The sequence below is a fragment of the Paenibacillus sp. KACC 21273 genome, from assembly GCF_028736095.1.
Classification (GTDB): domain Bacteria; phylum Bacillota; class Bacilli; order Paenibacillales; family Paenibacillaceae; genus Saccharibacillus; species Saccharibacillus kyungheensis.
This window is the reverse complement of sequence record NZ_CP117876.1, coordinates 4291250-4308700: the sequence shown is the minus strand read 5'-3', so window position 1 is coordinate 4308700 and position 17451 is coordinate 4291250. Positions and strand designations below refer to the sequence as shown.

Genomic DNA, 17451 nt, shown 5'->3' with positions numbered 1-17451 from the left:
TTGATTCACAAATTATACCATAAGCTGTAAAGGTAGAAGATGGATTTACAGGCTATAAAGCGATATATTTAAGATAGCAACTTAAAATAGTAAGGGTGTGACCTTTTGAATAAATGGTTAAATACGATTTTGTTATTGATCGCCTCAGCGGTATTGACGCGATTGATCCCTTTTTCATCGTTATTTCGTAATTTGAACACGATGATTCATGAATTTGGACATGCTATGATTACGTTAATTACATCCGGTCAGGTCAGTAGTATAGAGCTGAATGCAGACCATAGTGGAGTGACATATACAACGATAAGTTCTATGTGGAGCGGACTTCCGATCGGATTAGCAGGATATATGGGTTCTTCGATATTTGTGATTGTTTTATTTTATCTGTATCACAAACGCAAGCAAAAAGAAGGCATTGTGTTAACAGGCATTATTGCGCTGATTATGTTGATATTATATGTGCATCATGGATTCGGTCTGTACTGGTTAATCGGATTTGTGATTGTTAGTGGTGTCATGGTGATTGCGCCCGAATGGTTACGTAATGGTTATTATTTGTTGATTCTGTTTTTGACACTAGAAGAATCGGTATTATCCTCGATTACGATTCTGTGGCTTAGTATTACTAGCCCTGCTGGAGCTGGAGATGCGGCAGGGCTAGCGCAACAATTTGGGATTCCTGCTGTATTATGGGGTGTGCTTTTTGCAGGCTTTTCATTGTGGTGTGCACACCGCTCTCTTCAATTATTTTGGCGTAAGCGAAAACCACCGGTATACCGAGCAGGAGGAGCGCGCAGATGAGTACACCGCTACAGCGTAATCGTCCGTGGGCGATGCATGGCGCAAGTATACAGATCGATCCTTTATTTCCGTATTATGCTAATCGATCCTCGCAAAGTATCGCTGATGAATTAGCGCTTGCTGGATACCGAACAGTTCATTATTTTGTTGTGAATGAGCAACAGGTCGATATCGCACTGGTAGAAGCATTGCAACAGCGAGAAATAGCCGTATGGGCGCTTGTATTAGGAAATGGTACATTCAGTGTAGAACTTGCGCCTAAAGAATGGTCGTCTTGGCGGATGGAATTGCTCAAGCCGATCAATGATGGATTTGAGCGCTTTTCTCACTTTTCAACCGAATATATTCAATGGAAAAAAGAAGTGATCGCTTATCTGGTAGCAAATGTTCCTTTCGATGGAATTGAGATTGCAGAACCTTATTTTCCAGAATGGAACGGAATCGAACGCGGAGTATATGGAGATATCGGACCGCTTGCACAGCAAGCTTTTCTCGACAAATATGGAATGGATATGCCCAATTTTACCCGTTCTTCCGCAGCTAATTATTATACAAAAATTCCTTATATTTATGAGCGCTGGGTTGATATGCGTGTAGAAGCAGTCAATGGATTAATCCATGAAATTATTAATGGCGAGCATGGAGCGAGAGATGTGCGCCCGGATATTAAAGTAGCTACATGGTCATTAGCTGTACGCGATCCTGAAGCCACTCAAAAGCTACGTGAATGGCAAGGGCTGGATGCGCTGGCGATGATCGATCTGGTCAAGCCTGATATGCATATTTTGCAGACACATTGGCCGGATTGGATGAAGCGTGGTCTACCCTCTAACTATATACGCGATTATGAAAGTATAGCTGCACCGATCCGAGCATTACATCCCAAATTACCTCTTGGTATTCAAGCAGATATCGGCTCCAAATCCAGTATGATCAAAGGAAGACGTTGGATAGATGAACTGGAACATCATGCCTATGCGCTTGGATATCAGAGCTGGACCGCTTATGAATACCATATTGGTGGGTATATGTATGCAGAGCCTCCTTTACCTTCATCGGGTCTTCGTATAGCACCTGATGAAGTGATGATTATTTATAATAAGCGTATTGATCCACAATCTATTGGTACGGTTACGTTATATCCAGCGATCGGATTGGGTAAATCATATGAGTTGAAAGTCAGTCAATCGGCTGTAGATGGCAATCGGTTATTTTTGCGATTCACGAGATCGTTACCGAATACCTCTTTTCAATTAGAGATCAAAGATGTGAGTGATACCCCTGATCTATGGTTACTGAAAGGCAAAAAGGCGAATCGTACACCGCGCAAAACAAAAGTATTCATCGTACAGGAAGAGTAAGCGGGAAAAGAGGAATCGAAATGGTGTTGACTACCATTGAATGGTTGATTATTGTAGCGGTTGTTGTCGTTGTTATTCTATTTGTTATTAAGCGTCCTACTCGTGTAGTCAGCTTTGCTGAATCGCCATTGTATAAATGGAATCGGGTAGATCTAAGCGGTATTGTAGTAGCGGGAGACGGATCACCTTATTACTTGCTAACTAAGCGTGGCAAAAGTAAAAATGTAGTCGTTTATTTTTCCGGTGGAGGGATTAGCTGGGATCGCAATACCGCTTCCAAGCCATTCGGATTGCGTACCTTATTGCATAATCGGGAGTTAGGTTATTATTTTGCCAATATTCCTTTTTACAAAACCGATCTGTTAGGCGGTATGCTGGATAATCATCGTGAAGATAATCCTTTTTACGATTGGACGATTGTTTATATCCCTTATGCGACAGGAGACTTCCATATTGGCAACAATAAAGTAAAGTATAAAGGAAAAGGCAAAATTCATTTTACAGCTCATTATAGTGGTAGACCGAATACGCTAAAAGGATTAGATTGGTTATTCGATCATATTACTGAACCGGATAAATTATTTATCGCAGGAGCTAGTGCAGGCGGATTTGGATCAGCATTCTGGGCTCCTCATATTGCAGAACATTATCCGAATGCCCAAATCTATCATTATGCAGATGGTTCTTATTTATCGTCTCATCAGTGGCATCATATTATTGATGAAGTGTGGCAATCCAAATTTGAGCAGCATTTCGGCTATCCGATCGAAGAAGATATTATTGCGGCGGCATTTCGTTACAATGCGCAGAAGCTTCCAGCGAATACGATTTTGCTACAATCCAATACGTTATATGATAAAGTCTTACCTTCCTATGAAGCTGTACTGAATCAGCAGACGATTGGATTGGTGAGTGGAGACGATGTTATGACGCAGAGCTGGTCTCAAGGTATGCTTGATTCTGCCGGACAACTGGATCAAGAGTTAGACAATTATTATTACTTTGTGACCGATTATGGTGTCGGTACGAAGAAACGAAGTACACCGCATACGTTATCACCATCACGCGTTTTTTACACTGCTGAAGAAAGTGGTGTGAAATTAAGTCGTTGGTTGGGAGATATTATTAACAAAGATAAACTGTATTCTGTAGGAAAAGAATTTGTAGAGTCTCCTATGGGCAAATAAACTCAAAAGCGCTGAACATCAGGTTCAACGCTTTTTTATTATCAATCCACATCAAAACGGGTAAACTAACAATAACCCTATACTCTGGAGAAAATAAGGATGTGACCGTATGCTACATTCATTAACTGCTATAGACAATTATCGTAATCTTGGTTATTTATCTGCCGATAATCCATATCTTTGGTTACATTATTTGGTATCCGCTGAAGAACGAATTGTCAATTTAGAACGTGTAACGACTTTGCAAGAATTAAGCAATGCCAATCCTGTACTGGATTATGTAGAACGTACATTACGCATTCTAGATCAATTGCGAGTATCGTACTGGCAAAAAGAGATGATCGAAGAAGTGCTGATATGGTCTGAAACAGCCAAAGGCGGAACGATGCGTGAACGGATACGCTGGCAAGAACAAGGCATTAATTTATTTGTACATAATGAAGGCTCGGCAGAATTGTATATGCATGCTTCTGCTGATCCACAGCAAGAACGTACTCAATTAGTGACTACGTTGATTCGGACACATGGACTAATCGGTCAATGTCTGCGTGGAGAAGTACCTTTTGCAGAAAATTTCCCGTTAACTGATCAAGTCAGTCATGGCATTTTATCACCAGAAGAAATGAAAACGACTTTACTGATACTGAACCGCTGTATTATAGAAGCCGTCTCGTCAGAATTATGGCAACAAGTACAAGATGATGTGCTTGCGTTGATCCAACCGATTGTCTATCAAGAGCATCCTGTAGGTTGGACAACCGAAGATCGGATACTGCGCTTACGGGCTGCCAGTATTCATAAAGGAGAAAATACAGTTGAAAGTCTACACCAACTGAATGCACAGATTAATGTAGAGCAATCTTTTGCATTGCTTGACCATCAGACGTTCTGGTATGTAGAAGCGGCATTACAAGATTTCTCATTTGAAGAATTTGCCAAAATATTCACTTTGATTAGTCATATCGTTCCTAAAGATGTACGCCATATCAGCTTTGAACGATTAATGAATACGATGTATTACGATTACAAAGGCATCAAAAAAGTAAATGTCTACAAAAAAAGAATGATTGAGAAAGTGTTGGCAGAGTGCTCTTGGGATCAATTGTCTACAGGTACATGGGGACAAGATAGTCCGCATTTGAGTTATGAATGTGTGCAAGAGCCTCATATTGCGGATACAGTCTTTTTTAACTTTGTTTTTTCACCAGCGGCAGAGAAATTAATTGAATTCTGTATCGAAGCAGAAAAGTCACCGCTATATGAGAAAGCTGTTTTGTTATTATTCGATCTATTTGGATTACGGCGTGATGCTTATGATCGTTTTCATAATGAAGAAAGTTATCTTGAAATGATGAATCAGACGGTCGATTATAAGCGTATATTGCTCCGTTATATAGTCGGCGAGACGATTATAGATATCGGGCCAGGTGGCGGGGTGATGCTAGACTTGATCGAAGAAGAATGGTCGTCGGATAAACGTGCGATCGGTATCGACATTTCGGAAAATGTGATCGAAGCTTTGCAACGTAAAAAGCAATTAGAAGGTCGCTCATGGGAAGTAATGAAAGGCGATGCGCTAGCATTACGAGAAATTGTTGAACCTGGCAGTGTAGATAGTGTATTATTTTCGTCGATTTTACATGAGTTATATTCATATGTTCCATTTAACGGGCATAAGTTCAATCTGGAAACGGTCGCTGCGGCTTTATCCAGTGCGTATGATGTTCTTTCTAAAGGTGGACGCATTATTATTCGGGATGGCATTATGACTGAACCGACAGGGCAGAAGCGCCGGATTCAGTTTTTGCAAGATGATGGTCTGTCCGCATTGGAACGATATGCTCAAGATTTTGTCGGTCGTTCGATTGATTATGAAGTGACAGGAGAGCAAGAAGTGATAATGCCTGTAAATGATGCGATGGAATTTCTATATACGTACACATGGGGAGAAGAAGCTTATGTGCATGAAGTGCAGGAGCAGTTCGGGTATATGACACCTTCTCAATATCGTACTTTTATCGAGCAGACTTTAGGAGCACAAGCACATATTGTTCATTTAGAATCTTTTTTACAAGCCGGTTATACCGAAGCATTGCAACCAAAAGTAAACATAACAGATGAGTGGGGCGAATCTGTTCCTTTGCCAGATAGCACCTGTATTATTGTGATTGAAAAGACCTAATATACAATCAAAAAGAACCTTTCCTGTAATCAATAAGGAAAAGGTTCTTTTTGGTGTATAGACTCTATTCTATTTCAGGTTTATCTTTGTCTTCTTCATGACGTGGTAATTCATTATCATGCGGAAGTTCATTATCGATTACTCTTTTTTGAATTTCATCCGGTGCTGAATCGGGAAAAGAATCTTCTTTGAACAATCCAAATTCATCATCATTATCGCGTTCAGTCACCAAGTTTTTCTTTTCTTTATCCTGATCTTTATCATGAGTACTCATCGTAGATTCCTCCTTGTTACTATCTTAACGTCCGTAACGGTCTGGTTCGTCTTCGCCTGTTGATCCGTTTAAGATATCCGTTCCATGTGCATCTTGATCTTCTAAAGGAACAGCCGCTGGATCGACAGGAGTCTCTCCATCTAACAGATCAGCATCTGGAATGTCTGGGAACTCATCATCCATCGTAACATCTTCCAAATCTGTAAGTGGATCGCTATTCAAGTCGTTTCCTGTATCAATCGGTGTCTCAGCTACATCTAGATCAATACTGTATGGAGACACGTCATGCTCATCTTCAAGTTCTGCATTAGCTTCACGTACAGCCACATCTTCACTTGTAATCGGTTGAATACCTTCTTCATCACGCATCGTAGGATTAATAATATCTAAATCGTTTTCAGGAATCGTACGCAATTCATCTTCTACATCCGAAGTGACAGGTTCAGTCGTCCGGTATCTATTGTATTCCTGCGCCGCAGCATCTCTATTATCATCAAATGGTTTGTTCATTATCATTCATCTCCCTTAACGTTATAAATATATCTATTTTGATTTCACGTATTGATTTGGCTTACATGTACTTTACCCGAATTTATAATATTGCAATCGCTCTCTTATAAATTGTTATTCATTCCTTATAAAAGATAATGAATTTGGAGAATGGGTTAAACAAGAGTAGAATGTAAGATATTTAAGTGGTGTGATGGAAAGGACGTGCAGGCATAAGTGGTAGCTATCGAGAACTTTTCATGGAAACGGAATTTAGTTGTACTGTGGTTAGGAGTCTTTTTTTGTAGTACAGCGTACTCTATCTCTATTCCATTTCTACCTATTTTTCTAAAAGCCGATCTGGGCGTAACAAGCAATTTAGAGATATGGTCAGGGATTGCGTTTGGGATTACTTTTTTGGCGAGTGCTTTAATTTCACCATTCTGGGGATCATTATCGGATAAATACGGACGGAAACCGATGCTGATTCGTTCAGGCTTTAGTCTAGCGGCTCTATACTTGATTAATTATTTTGTGACAGATCCTTATTTATTTTTGGTGGTGCGTATTTTTCAAGGATTGCTTGCAGGGTTTGTACCAGCATCGATTGCTCTTGTCGGCACCAACACACCGGAAAATAAAACTGGTTATGCACTGGGAGTCATGGCAACCTCAGGCGCAACAGGTACGATTATAGGCCCGCTGATTGGCGGAGTTGTGAGTTATTATTTTGGTAATCGCAATACATTTTTATTTTCAGCAGCAATTGTATTGATCGCAGCTCTTATCGCTACCTTCTGGGCAAAAGAACATAATTTTAATCGTTCAGCTAAGCGTTCTCATGTTCGTGATGATCTCAAGCAAGCCGCAGGTAATCCTATATTTGTAGCGCTATTGATACTGGCGGGCATCAGTACATTTTCAATTATGATTTTGGAACCGCTGATTACGATCTATGTACAAAGTTTGGGAGTATCGAACAATAATGCTTCATTAAGTTCAGGAATTGTGTTCTCCGCTGTCGGTGTAGCTACTTTAATTATGGCTCCACGCTGGGGTAAAGTAGGTGGTAAAATAGGATACGGTAAAATCTTATTTATCGGCTTATTAGGAAGCGGTATCGGAAATCTGTTACAATTTTTCTTTACGAATATCTGGGGATTTGGTATATTGCGATTTGCGTATGGATTATTTTATGCGGCAGTATTACCATCGATCAATGCTTTAATTGTCAAAGTCACACCGTCTGATTTTCGCGGTAGAGCTTTTGGATTGAATCAATCGGCTTCCCAGATCGCTACGATGGCAGGGCCGATTATCGGTGGTCTGCTCGGACACTGGATTGATATTCGCTGGGTGTTTGTGATCAATGGGGTTATGTTATTGATCTGCGCGCTTTTTGTGAAGCGACGCAGCTGGGAAATTCCTGTACTGGAGAATTCCTCTGAATCGATTGGTAAAGTACCTCATTCATAAATACAATTAAGCTCACACAGAGCAAAAGAACACTACAATCTAAACCAATAGTAATGATGGAATACAATATGGAGGTCTGTATGGCAAAGTCAAAATATTATGTAGTATGGGAAGGACATCATCCAGGAATCTATACCTCTTGGGCAGATTGTCAGCAACATACCAATGGATACAAAGATGCTAAATATAAATCATATGAAACGCTTGCTGAAGCTGAAAAAGTATATGCAGAAGGCTGGAAAAAGCACTGGGGACAAGGCAAAAGTAATTCTTCTAGCAATTCAACTAGCGGTAATAGTTATAGTAAGCGTACTTCGTCTTCAGCCACCATTTCTAAAGATCTAATAGACTACGATAGTATATCAGTAGACGTAGGCACACGCGGTAATCCGGGGCCTGTAGAATATCAGGGAGTGGATACACAGACAGGTAAAGTCATTTTCACTTGTGGCCCGATTGCCAAAGGAACAAATAATCTAGGGGAATTTCTAGCGATTGTTCACGCGCTTGCTTATCTGCATCGTCAAGGCAGTAGCAAAACAATCTATAGTGATTCTGCTAATGCGCTGAAATGGGTAAAACAAAAAAAGGCAGTCTCTACACTGGTTCGTGATGAATCTACCGCCGAGATTTGGAATTTGGTAGATCGTGCAGAACAATGGCTACGTACACATAAGTATGATAATAAGATTTTGAAATGGGAAACAAAAAGCTGGGGTGAGATCAAAGCCGATTATGGACGCAAATAGGATTAGAATAATAAAAAACATCAAAAAGATACCTGTTTTCACAATATGTGCGAAAACAGGTATCTTTTTGTATGAATGATAGGGGTTAGCCTATATTATTCTTCTTGCTTATCATTGCTGATATGAGCTGCATCTGATTCAGGATCTTCTGGATCAGCACTTGGATGTGGACCTGCATCTTCTTCATCAGCAAGCTGTCCAAACAAAGGATTATCCATCTTTTCCGGTAAAATCACAGCCTTTTTAGCATCTTCAGGCAGTTCTTCTTCGGTATTTGTTTGGGAATCTTCATCATTTAAAATCGTGTTGCGTGTCTTCCAAAATACGTCATCGTAATGTTTGTCGTCTGTCATTAGTAAATCCCTCCAATACGTCCGTATATCAATAGTGCTTACCCTAGTCTGTCGCTGACCAAACGGTATCGGTATTATTTTATAAATAAAAGTTCATTATTTATTCGTCATTTGTATCCTATATCAACAACTGAAGCATGATGTAAATAGACGTGAAGTAATATAGAATAATATGCAAAATCAGTCGATAGAGCAAGCATTTTGAAATGTTTTGTAGATGGTGTATCATTGTAAAATTAATAGTATCTCTGAAGTAAGAGAGCAAGTATAATAGATAAAGGTGGGTATATTTTCCAAACGAATATGTATTACATAGTTTATTTATAATGAGGTGCTGAAATGAAGATTCTGTCCAAAGCCTTAATCGGGGTTTTAATCGCAGTTATAGTGGTCGTCTTGGCGTTATCTTTATTTTCAACTCAAAGTGAAAAACGAACAGGTCATTCTATTAATTACTGGCAAATTAAATGGCAATCGCAAAATACGTTAACATCCAAACCATGGGATAGTGATCAAGATAGCCCCTGGATTTCATCTGAAATTATGAAAGATGGCAAACCGGTGAATAGTTCATCAGCATGGATTCGTATCCCTTTGCCTGAATTATCGTGGAATACAGCCGGTGTACTGATTCCGGAACTAAATGGTAAGCATATTATTGTGTATTTGGATCAAGATAAGATTTTTGAATCGAAACGTAGTTATGCATATGAACAAAATCAATTGTTATTACCACTAACCAAACAAGATTCTTACAAGTTGCTGTATATCTGGGTAGAATCGGCGCGCGAACAGATTAGTCTGAAGCAAGGCATTATGGTTGGCGATTATCAAGATATGTTGATTTCTTATGTTAGCTCGGATCTGATTGATGTGGTACTGGGTAGTGCTTGTATTTTTATCTCTCTGGTCATGGTGATCTGTTCTGTATTTTTACGACGAGATCAATTAAGAATGTGGCTTAGTCTAGCAGCCATTATTCTTTCTCTTGGCATATTAGTGGTAACTTACTCGCCATTTTTGTTTACTTTTTATCCGACTTATTACAAATTGTATTCAGTTTTACTCGATTTAAGCTTATTTATCTTATTGCCTGCATTGCTTTACTTTTTTGAATGTGTGTTTGGTAGTGGTTACAAAGGCATCATTACTAAAATGAAAAAAATCCAATACGCCTATTCGTTTATCTGCGTAATGGCAATGATTTTTAACATTTTAACAAATGAACGATACTTTGCAGTCTACTACTTTATTTCTGTCAAAACATTAGGTATTCTGCTGATTCTTCAATTATTGATTTTGATGGTCGTAGCGGTAACGTATGCTTTTCGCAAAAACAAAGATGCAATCTTATTCGCTTCCGGCTTTTCTATTTTCGCTTTGATCAGCGGGGGAGAATTAACATGGTTTTATATCCAAGCTGGAAGTTATAGTGTAACCCTCTGGAAATGGGGCGTAATGATTTTTGTGATTTCACTAATATCTGTGATGGCAAGACGATTTGCTCAAAATCATCAACAGATGGTGCTCTACTCCAGTCGCTTAGAATTATTTAACAATGAACTTCAGCGCTCAGAAAAAATGGACATTATCAGCGAACTTGCCGCTTCTGTAGCTCATGAAGTACGCAATCCGTTACAAGTGACACGTGGATTTTTGCAATTGTTACAAATGAATACAGATGATAAAGGACGAGAGCATCTCAAGATTGCCTTAGAAGAACTCGACCGCGCATCAGCGATCATTACAGACTTTTTAACATTTGCCAAGCCTGAATTTGATAAAGTTAATACACTTAATTTAGCACAAGAATTCCAACATATCGAAGGGATTATGCGACCACTTGCTACATTGGCAGGAGGAACGATCACTATGAATATCCCTGAAAATATCGATATCCGGGGCAATTCTTCCAAGTTCAAGCAAGCTTTGATTAATATTGTGAAGAATAGTATAGAAGCTTTACCTGAAGAAGGTAAAATTCATATCTGGGCAGAACAAAATGACAAAGAAATTGAAATTCATATTCAAGATAACGGAAGTGGTATGACAGAAGAAGAGTTAAAACGATTAGGAGAACCATACTTTTCGAATAAAACCAAAGGAACAGGCCCGGGGCTGATGGTGACTTTTCGCATTATAGAAGCACTCGGGGGAGTATTAGAATTTAAAAGTAAAAAGAATGTAGGCACAGAAGCTGTTATTCATCTTCCAGCAGCGGACCCGCAAGTCTAAGGGGTTCGCTGCCAGAAGGTTGTAACAGTTTTTTTGTGTACGATTGTATGACATGTATAAGTATAGAAAACCATATTAACAATACAAGGGGAATATTACCAACCAGCGTCAACTTTCACTTTAGCGTCAGCCATCATAGATGAAGGCTTTGGAGGAATTACCAGATAGAACTCATCGCTTTTTTCTTCAACTGTTTTGAGCTGCACATGTTCTGGAAAAGAAATACCCAAGACATCTTTCAATGCTGATTTTGGATCGGTTTTTAACATCTCCATAAAACTAGGGTCTTCCCACGCCTTTTGAATAACTTGTGCTTGAAAAATAGCTTGGCTGGACATATTAATCTTCCTCCCTTAAATGGTTATAATTACCTATTCAGTGTATCATGTCTAATTCTAAAAATCTATGAAGATGTAAGGTCTTTTTGAATAAAGTATAGTAAGCTTCCCTGTAAAAGGGTATTTCGAGCTTCATGGATAGAGGTGGCTGCTTCATGCAATTGCTCAATTAAATAATTCCGAAATGCAATTAAAGAGTCGGATACAAATAATGAAGGATCACTGGTAAAAGAAGATTGTGCATACTGAGCATACCGACGAATAACTTCTTGATCATAGATCGCTTGCTGCACTTGTACCGCAGTAACTTTATCTGAAAATAAAGCTTGATGATGCTCGACTGCCTCATAGCGAATAAAAGCGAGCAAGCAATTGTAATTGCGTTCGATCATATCTTCTTGCCAATCGCTAAGATCATCATTCATTTGTAATACAATCAAAGCTTGATCCAATTGTTGTAATAGATCAGGTAACATATACATACAGTCCAATTGAAGCAACATCGCAATTAAAGAAATCTTCAATGGACTCACTTTACTTGCAATTTGTTGTGGTTGTTCAAACAAATAATCGGCATCGGCTTCATTGTATACAGCGCTTGCCCACTCGGCTAAAAACTGCTTATAGTATTGCCAGAACGAAGAGTCGTTACCTAGATTTTCTCCACAGATACTTACAAATTCATTCCAGAACAACTGACTAAGCGGGATCAGATCATGTAATTGATCTGTTGATAAATTAGGTGTATCCATAAGATCATCTTGAATAAAAAAATGAAGCATACAAAAAATATTAGCAACACCCATACGATGCGATAATTCAGGTAACGATTGCAGATGAAGGGAAGAAACAGTAGCTGAAGAGGGATGACTGACTGCTTTAGCCGTATGAGCTTGAATCGTTTCGGCTATCCAGAAAGGTAACAAATAACAGACATAATTTTTGGTGCTATGTTTTTGCCGGATATCAAATTTGGCTAGATAGGCTAATCCTAATTCATGTAGTGGCTTTGGAAAATGGGCTACTTTTTGCTTCGCTTCCTCAAAGACAGCATCTAATTGAAGTTCAAATGGTTTTAACCAAAGCATTAGCTTCCACTCCTCAAATTCTTATATAAGCAAAGAACTTTTTACAGGTAGTATACGACATCATTTGAATATATTGGATGTTCATGTGCTATTATATCGAACTTTATACACGTTGACTAACAAAATTATCAATAATACATGTATGATATTGTCGAAAATCATACATATAGCCTGAGTAGATAGACATATTCATAAAGATAAAAAATAAATTACTAGGGAATAGATACAAAAAGTGAATACCGCTCGTCTTTCTTATAGCTGCAGCGGAAAGGAGCATGAAAACATGGACATTCCGGAACCGGAACAATTTCAACAGATATTTTATGAACATTATCCAATCGTCAAACGTAAACTTCATGCATTGTTACGTGACGAAGCTATAGCCGATGATCTGGCACAGGAAGTCTTTCTCCGTCTATATCGCAATCCACCCGATGATCCGCAAGCGATAGGGGCTTGGCTACACAGAGTTCTGACCCGGATTGCTTATGATTATATGGATAAAAAGGCAAGAGAACGCCGACTGCAAAATAAACAAGAACAATACTATGATCTTCAACACTCTCCACCTTCGGGTGAGGATATCGTGATACAGCAAATGGAACAAGAAGAGGTACAAGAATGGCTGGAACAATTACCTCAACGGGATAGGCAAGCTTTACTCATGAAATACTCGGGTTACAGTTACGCAGAGATCGCTGAAGAACTTCAATTAAAGCAACCTATTGTCGGTACATTACTACATCGGGCAACCAATAAATTACGTAAAAAGATGCTACGTTCTACGTAAATAAAGAGCAAAAGGAGGAATAGACGTGAGCAAGTTTCCACAAGACCCTAATAACATCCAGCCTACAGAGCCAGTAGATTCATCCAATGCCACAGATGAAGCATGGGCAAAATTAAAAAGCCAGCTTGTTAATGAAACGCCACATTCTAACTGGGAAAAATGGGCTAATGAACCGCATTTATTTCAAATCGATGATCCATCATCTCAACCACAACAATCTCAAAGGAGTGTAATTACTATGAAAAAATCTAATGAAGAACAATCATATACTTCATCAACAGAAACAGAACCAACCGTTAAGCGTCGTCGTAAAATGAGTTTCACTCGCAAAAGATGGACAACAGGTATTGCTGCGTGTGTAGTCGCTGGAGCAGTAATCGCTACTCCATTTGGCAATAATGCGATGGCTGCCTTATTGGATCAATTTCGTGTACAGACATTAACAGCTGTAGATAGTCAGCAATTGTCTGACATGTTCGATCAATACAGAGGTGACGCTGAATTTGATGAACAAGAAAATCGATTTGGAATATTTAGTTCGACGTATGGCAATATAGAAGGAGACTTTAGTCCTTCCAAAGCAGCAGAGTTATTAAATTACACATTAGTTAAAGAAGCTGCCCAAGATAATAAAGAAACGGTAAATGTACAAAGTTCAAGAACAAGGACATTAATTATGAATATAGATGAGGTTAACAAAGCGATCCAAAGTCTAGGCGGAAAAGAATTGTTACCTCAATCCCTTAACAATACTCCGATAAGTATACATTTCCCGGAAAGCATTTATTACACGATGTTTAAAGGTGAAAATGTAGCATCTTTGACTCAAACTAAAGTTCCAACAGTCCAATTTGATGCTTCTGTTTCGACAGATGAAGTATTTAAAGCGATTGCTGATCTGCCATTCTTGCCACAATCGCTTAAAGACGAATTGCAAAGTGATAAAGTTATTAACGGTTCACTGCCATTACCTGTTGAATCAGGAGGTAAAACGGAACGTCTGACTATCGCAGGAGAACCTGTTTTGATCTCATTCTATAAAGTTAATGATGATGGAATAACTTATAGTGCAACATGGCTTCACAATGGAGAATTGTTTACATTTGATGGTGGGAGTGCCTATACCACATACGAATCATTTACAAAAGAAATCGAGAAGTTGATTCAATCATGAGTACAATGGCGATCGATATTCAGCAGTTAACAAAAGAATATGATAATGGTCGTGGTTGTCGCAATGTAACGATTAGTGTGGGAGAAGGGGAAGCCTTTGGCTTCCTCGGTCCCAATGGCGCAGGGAAAAGTACACTAGTCAAAATGTTAGTTGGATTAACAGCCCCCACTTCAGGAAGTGCTACATTATTTGGTGATCCTATTGGTTCTTTAGAAGCCAAGCGACATATCGGTTATTTACCCGAGCTATATCGTTACCAAGAATGGTTAACCGGTGAAGAAGTCGTTCGGTTGCATAGTCGTCTGTGTGGAATGGATCAGAGTACAATTAAGCCGCGAATCAAGCAATTGTTAGATCAAGTAGGTATCGGTAAGCGTGGAACAGACAGAGTCAAACATTATTCTAAAGGGATGCAACAACGTCTAGGGATGGCTTGCGCATTAGTCAATGATCCACCTATTTTATTTCTCGATGAACCTTCTTCAGCTTTAGATCCAATCGGTCGCTTAGAAGTACGTGAACTGCTTAAAAATTTAAAAAATGAAGGTAAAACGATCTTTTTAAATTCTCATTTGTTAGAAGAAGTAGAAAGTCTATGTGAACGCATAGCGCTACTGAATAATGGACAGATTTTGCGTCATGGACAAGTCAGTCAGGTCTTATACACCCAGACCAAATGGAGATTCAAAGTGGGTGGATTCACACCTGAGATTCTACCGTGGTTAAGCGAGACTAGCGGTATTTCGATAGAGCGATATGCTACACCAACGATATTATCTGCAACGGCCACACTGCCTGTAGGACAAGAGACTGTCTGGTTAGAAGCAACGATAGATAATGAAGAGCAGATTGGTTGGTTGAACACATTAATCGTGAATCAAGGGATGACCTTATACAATGTAGAACCGGTCAAAGAAAAATTAGAAGAATGGTTTATGGATGCCGTATCCGGGCTAAGTCACAGGGGGGAGCAATAATGACAACAGTGATTGGCATGACCTGGAAAGAATTAATGCGTAAAAAAGTGGTTTTAATGACACTGATTATGACCGTATTATTTATTATCGTTTTTTCATTTATTGCTCGAATTCTTGGAAAAACATCTGGTATAGAACCAAGTCAGCAGTTAGTAGCCCAGTTTATGACAGGAGCTTCTATTTTGACATTAGGTTTCTTTTTTGGCAGTTTTATTTTAGCTTTTTTAATTATTTTCAGCTCGTTTTCTTCCATATCTGGAGAAGCTGAAGTGAGTATGATGCAATCGATGTTAACCCGTCCGATTCAGCGTTGGAAATGGTATCTAGGACGTTGGCTAGGATATACGTTATTTGGTATCGCTTATGCTTTAGTTTTGTATATTGCGATTGTTGTTATTGCGAACATCTATGCGACTGTACCGCAAAGTCTTGTTGTACATATACAATCGTTTTTATTATTTGCACTTACCGTACCTCTACTGGTTACTGTGACTTTACTGGGAGCCACCTTTTTTTCGGCATTGGGAAATGGTGTATTTATGACCATGTTATATGGAGCAGGTTGGTTAGGTGGTATGGTAGAGAAATTATCCAGTAGTGCTGAATTGAAGCCAGAAATGGCTCGTTCTCTGTATAATATTACAGGCATGATTTCATTAGTGATGCCAGCCGATGCAATCCAGCGTAAAATGTTAGCGGTTATACTAAATGTAGATCAATTAGCAGGGATGTTTAATATTGATGAGCAAATGCGTGCCGGTATGGGAGTTGGTCAAGTACCATCTGCTACATTTATTTTTTATGCTGGTATTTATACAGTTATTTTCTTCTTCTGGGGAATGCGTCGCTTTTATAAAAAAGATTTTTAAACGATATGACAGAAGATTCTATTGCTTACAGAGCGTTCTTCTATACGCAATTACGCGTTTAGTAAGAACGTTTTTATTTTGGAAATGATACTAACCATAGAATATGGTAAAATGTTCAAGATGAAATGTGTAAGTAGAGCAAGGAGATGAATGTATTATGAAACACCAATTTGTATTGGATGCTAATTGGCAGGGTGGACGTAATAGCGAAGGAACGATCGAATCAGGCAATCTCAAAACAGCGATCTCGATTCCGCAACCTATGGGCGGACCAGGTATAGGTACTAATCCTGATGAGATGTTGTTAGGGGCAGCCGCAACTTGTTATATTATTACACTTGCAGCGATGCTTGAACGTTCCAATATTACTGTTGCACGTCTGACAATGAAGTCTGAAGGTATTGTAGATGTGACCAATAATATTTTTACGTACGAACAATTGATTCATCGACCTGAAATTGTATTAAGTGCCGAATCAGCCGATCAAGTTGAAAAAGCAACTGTACTTGCACACAAAGCAGAGCAGTCTTGTATGATCTCACGTGCGATTGCTGGTAATGTGACGATCACGACCCAACCGTTAATTAGTATTGCTGACTAAGTAAAATACTCCAAACTCTGAGGAAAGAAGGTCATGATACATGGGAACCAAATTACCTTTATCACCGTTAGTTAAATTGCTAGATATGAATGAACACCGCGAAGGCGGTTGGTATAAAGAAATGTGGAAAGCTTCTTTTGAAATTCCAAAAGATATTTTACCAGAACAATATTCAGGACCGCGTTTTTCAGCAACATCAATCTATTTTATACTGCATGGTGATGAAATCTCAGATTGGCATGTTGTTCACTCTGATGAATTGTGGTTGATTCATTCCGGTAGCCCGCTAGAATTAACGCTAGGTGGTAAAGGCGATCAACCGATAGAAGGCAAAAAAATGATTTTGGGTATGGATATCGAAGCTGGACAGACACCACAAGTATTGATTCCAGCAGGAGAATGGCAAATGGCTAGACCACTTGGGAATGATCCTGTATTTGTATCATGTGTGGTGGCGCCGGGATTCCATTACGATGATTTCAAATTGATTGAACGCTAGGACCAAAT

General features: G+C 39.0%; 18 protein-coding genes. 13 read left to right on the top strand and 5 right to left on the bottom strand.

Features of this window, described 5'->3' with window-relative positions; translation table 11 throughout:
* The first annotated feature begins 105 nt into the window (after positions 1-105).
* The 4 genes from PQ460_RS18940 (at position 106) to PQ460_RS18925 (ending at position 5531) form a co-directional block, all read left to right on the top strand.
* Complete coding sequence (locus PQ460_RS18940; RefSeq protein ID WP_273615132.1) at positions 106-801, top strand: M50 family metallopeptidase; 696 nt, start codon at positions 106-108, stop codon at positions 799-801.
* Positions 798-2162 carry an N-acyl-D-glucosamine 2-epimerase gene (locus PQ460_RS18935; protein ID WP_274170761.1) on the top strand — a complete coding sequence of 455 codons (1365 nt, stop codon included), beginning with the start codon at positions 798-800 and terminating at the stop codon, positions 2160-2162. The genes PQ460_RS18940 and PQ460_RS18935 overlap by 4 nt, the downstream gene beginning before the upstream one ends.
* Positions 2090-3349 (top strand): pectin acetylesterase-family hydrolase, encoded by a 1260-nt coding sequence (locus PQ460_RS18930; RefSeq protein WP_274170760.1) that lies wholly within the window; start codon positions 2090-2092, stop codon positions 3347-3349. The genes PQ460_RS18935 and PQ460_RS18930 overlap by 73 nt, the downstream gene beginning before the upstream one ends.
* Positions 3350-3458: 109 nt before the next feature.
* The gene (locus PQ460_RS18925) at positions 3459-5531 is read left to right on the top strand and encodes a class I SAM-dependent methyltransferase (RefSeq protein ID WP_274170759.1); all 2073 of its coding nucleotides are present in this window, start codon (positions 3459-3461) and stop codon (positions 5529-5531) included.
* 64 nt (positions 5532-5595) lie between these two features.
* Here PQ460_RS18925 and PQ460_RS18920 read toward each other — a convergent pair whose 3' ends face one another.
* Both PQ460_RS18920 and PQ460_RS18915 read right to left on the bottom strand, forming a co-directional pair.
* Positions 5596-5805 carry a hypothetical protein gene (locus PQ460_RS18920; RefSeq protein WP_273615136.1) on the bottom strand — a complete coding sequence of 70 codons (210 nt, stop codon included), beginning with the start codon at positions 5803-5805 and terminating at the stop codon, positions 5596-5598.
* Between the two features lie 24 nt (positions 5806-5829).
* Positions 5830-6315 (bottom strand): hypothetical protein, encoded by a 486-nt coding sequence (locus PQ460_RS18915; RefSeq protein ID WP_273615137.1) that lies wholly within the window; start codon positions 6313-6315, stop codon positions 5830-5832.
* 216 nt (positions 6316-6531) lie between these two features.
* Between PQ460_RS18915 and PQ460_RS18910 the strand changes: the two genes are divergently transcribed.
* Both PQ460_RS18910 and rnhA read left to right on the top strand, forming a co-directional pair.
* Positions 6532-7770, top strand: coding sequence for an MFS transporter (locus PQ460_RS18910; protein ID WP_443147168.1), 1239 nt, complete (start codon positions 6532-6534; stop codon positions 7768-7770).
* Positions 7771-7850: 80 nt separating this feature from the next.
* On the top strand, positions 7851-8519 hold the full coding sequence (gene rnhA / locus PQ460_RS18905) for a ribonuclease H (RefSeq protein WP_274170758.1): 669 nt from the start codon (positions 7851-7853) through the stop codon (positions 8517-8519).
* Positions 8520-8614: 95 nt separating this feature from the next.
* On the opposite strand, the gene PQ460_RS18900 is transcribed toward rnhA, so the two are convergent.
* The gene (locus tag PQ460_RS18900) at positions 8615-8872 is read right to left on the bottom strand and encodes a hypothetical protein (protein ID WP_273615139.1); all 258 of its coding nucleotides are present in this window, start codon (positions 8870-8872) and stop codon (positions 8615-8617) included.
* 339 nt (positions 8873-9211) lie between these two features.
* Between PQ460_RS18900 and PQ460_RS18895 the strand changes: the two genes are divergently transcribed.
* Positions 9212-11107, top strand: coding sequence for a sensor histidine kinase (locus tag PQ460_RS18895; RefSeq protein WP_274170757.1), 1896 nt, complete (start codon positions 9212-9214; stop codon positions 11105-11107).
* Between the two features lie 95 nt (positions 11108-11202).
* Here the strand turns inward: PQ460_RS18895 and PQ460_RS18890 are convergent, their stop codons facing one another.
* Positions 11203-11445, bottom strand: coding sequence for an NHLP leader peptide family RiPP precursor (locus PQ460_RS18890; protein WP_204825378.1), 243 nt, complete (start codon positions 11443-11445; stop codon positions 11203-11205).
* 65 nt (positions 11446-11510) lie between these two features.
* On the bottom strand, positions 11511-12533 hold the full coding sequence (locus PQ460_RS18885) for a hypothetical protein (protein WP_274170756.1): 1023 nt from the start codon (positions 12531-12533) through the stop codon (positions 11511-11513).
* Between the two features lie 283 nt (positions 12534-12816).
* Between PQ460_RS18885 and PQ460_RS18880 the strand changes: the two genes are divergently transcribed.
* From PQ460_RS18880 to PQ460_RS18855, 6 genes are all read left to right on the top strand, one after another.
* Positions 12817-13323, top strand: a complete 507-nt coding sequence (locus tag PQ460_RS18880; protein ID WP_273615142.1) for a sigma-70 family RNA polymerase sigma factor — start codon at positions 12817-12819, stop codon at positions 13321-13323.
* Between the two features lie 25 nt (positions 13324-13348).
* Positions 13349-14497 (top strand): hypothetical protein, encoded by a 1149-nt coding sequence (locus tag PQ460_RS18875; protein ID WP_274170755.1) that lies wholly within the window; start codon positions 13349-13351, stop codon positions 14495-14497.
* Positions 14494-15474: an ABC transporter ATP-binding protein gene (locus PQ460_RS18870; RefSeq protein ID WP_274170754.1), complete on the top strand. Its 981-nt coding sequence runs from the start codon at positions 14494-14496 to the stop codon at positions 15472-15474. The genes PQ460_RS18875 and PQ460_RS18870 overlap by 4 nt, the downstream gene beginning before the upstream one ends.
* Positions 15474-16343, top strand: a complete 870-nt coding sequence (locus tag PQ460_RS18865) for an ABC transporter permease subunit (RefSeq protein ID WP_274170753.1) — start codon at positions 15474-15476, stop codon at positions 16341-16343. Before PQ460_RS18870 ends, PQ460_RS18865 begins: the two co-directional genes overlap by 1 nt.
* Positions 16344-16500: 157 nt before the next feature.
* Positions 16501-16944, top strand: a complete 444-nt coding sequence (locus PQ460_RS18860) for an OsmC family protein (protein ID WP_273615146.1) — start codon at positions 16501-16503, stop codon at positions 16942-16944.
* A 40-nt stretch (positions 16945-16984) separates the two neighbouring features.
* Positions 16985-17443 (top strand): cupin domain-containing protein, encoded by a 459-nt coding sequence (locus PQ460_RS18855; protein ID WP_274170752.1) that lies wholly within the window; start codon positions 16985-16987, stop codon positions 17441-17443.
* Positions 17444-17451 lie beyond the last annotated feature (8 nt).

Bases quoted from the DNA above. Each gene is read 5' to 3' on its own strand.
- PQ460_RS18935 (WP_274170761.1), top strand. From the start codon at position 798: ATGAGTACACCGCTACAGCGTAATCGTCCGTGGGCGATGCATGGCGCA.
- PQ460_RS18930 (WP_274170760.1), top strand. From the start codon at position 2,090: ATGGTTACTGAAAGGCAAAAAGGCGAATCGTACACCGCGCAAAACAAA.
- PQ460_RS18925 (WP_274170759.1), top strand. From the start codon at position 3,459: ATGCTACATTCATTAACTGCTATAGACAATTATCGTAATCTTGGTTAT.
- PQ460_RS18920 (WP_273615136.1), bottom strand. From the start codon at position 5,805: ATGAGTACTCATGATAAAGATCAGGATAAAGAAAAGAAAAACTTGGTG.
- PQ460_RS18915 (WP_273615137.1), bottom strand. From the start codon at position 6,315: ATGAACAAACCATTTGATGATAATAGAGATGCTGCGGCGCAGGAATAC.
- rnhA (WP_274170758.1), top strand. From the start codon at position 7,851: ATGGCAAAGTCAAAATATTATGTAGTATGGGAAGGACATCATCCAGGA.
- PQ460_RS18900 (WP_273615139.1), bottom strand. From the start codon at position 8,872: ATGACAGACGACAAACATTACGATGACGTATTTTGGAAGACACGCAAC.
- PQ460_RS18895 (WP_274170757.1), top strand. From the start codon at position 9,212: ATGAAGATTCTGTCCAAAGCCTTAATCGGGGTTTTAATCGCAGTTATA.
- PQ460_RS18890 (WP_204825378.1), bottom strand. From the start codon at position 11,445: ATGTCCAGCCAAGCTATTTTTCAAGCACAAGTTATTCAAAAGGCGTGG.
- PQ460_RS18885 (WP_274170756.1), bottom strand. From the start codon at position 12,533: ATGCTTTGGTTAAAACCATTTGAACTTCAATTAGATGCTGTCTTTGAG.
- PQ460_RS18880 (WP_273615142.1), top strand. From the start codon at position 12,817: ATGGACATTCCGGAACCGGAACAATTTCAACAGATATTTTATGAACAT.
- PQ460_RS18870 (WP_274170754.1), top strand. From the start codon at position 14,494: ATGAGTACAATGGCGATCGATATTCAGCAGTTAACAAAAGAATATGAT.
- PQ460_RS18865 (WP_274170753.1), top strand. From the start codon at position 15,474: ATGACAACAGTGATTGGCATGACCTGGAAAGAATTAATGCGTAAAAAA.
- PQ460_RS18860 (WP_273615146.1), top strand. From the start codon at position 16,501: ATGAAACACCAATTTGTATTGGATGCTAATTGGCAGGGTGGACGTAAT.
- PQ460_RS18855 (WP_274170752.1), top strand. From the start codon at position 16,985: ATGGGAACCAAATTACCTTTATCACCGTTAGTTAAATTGCTAGATATG.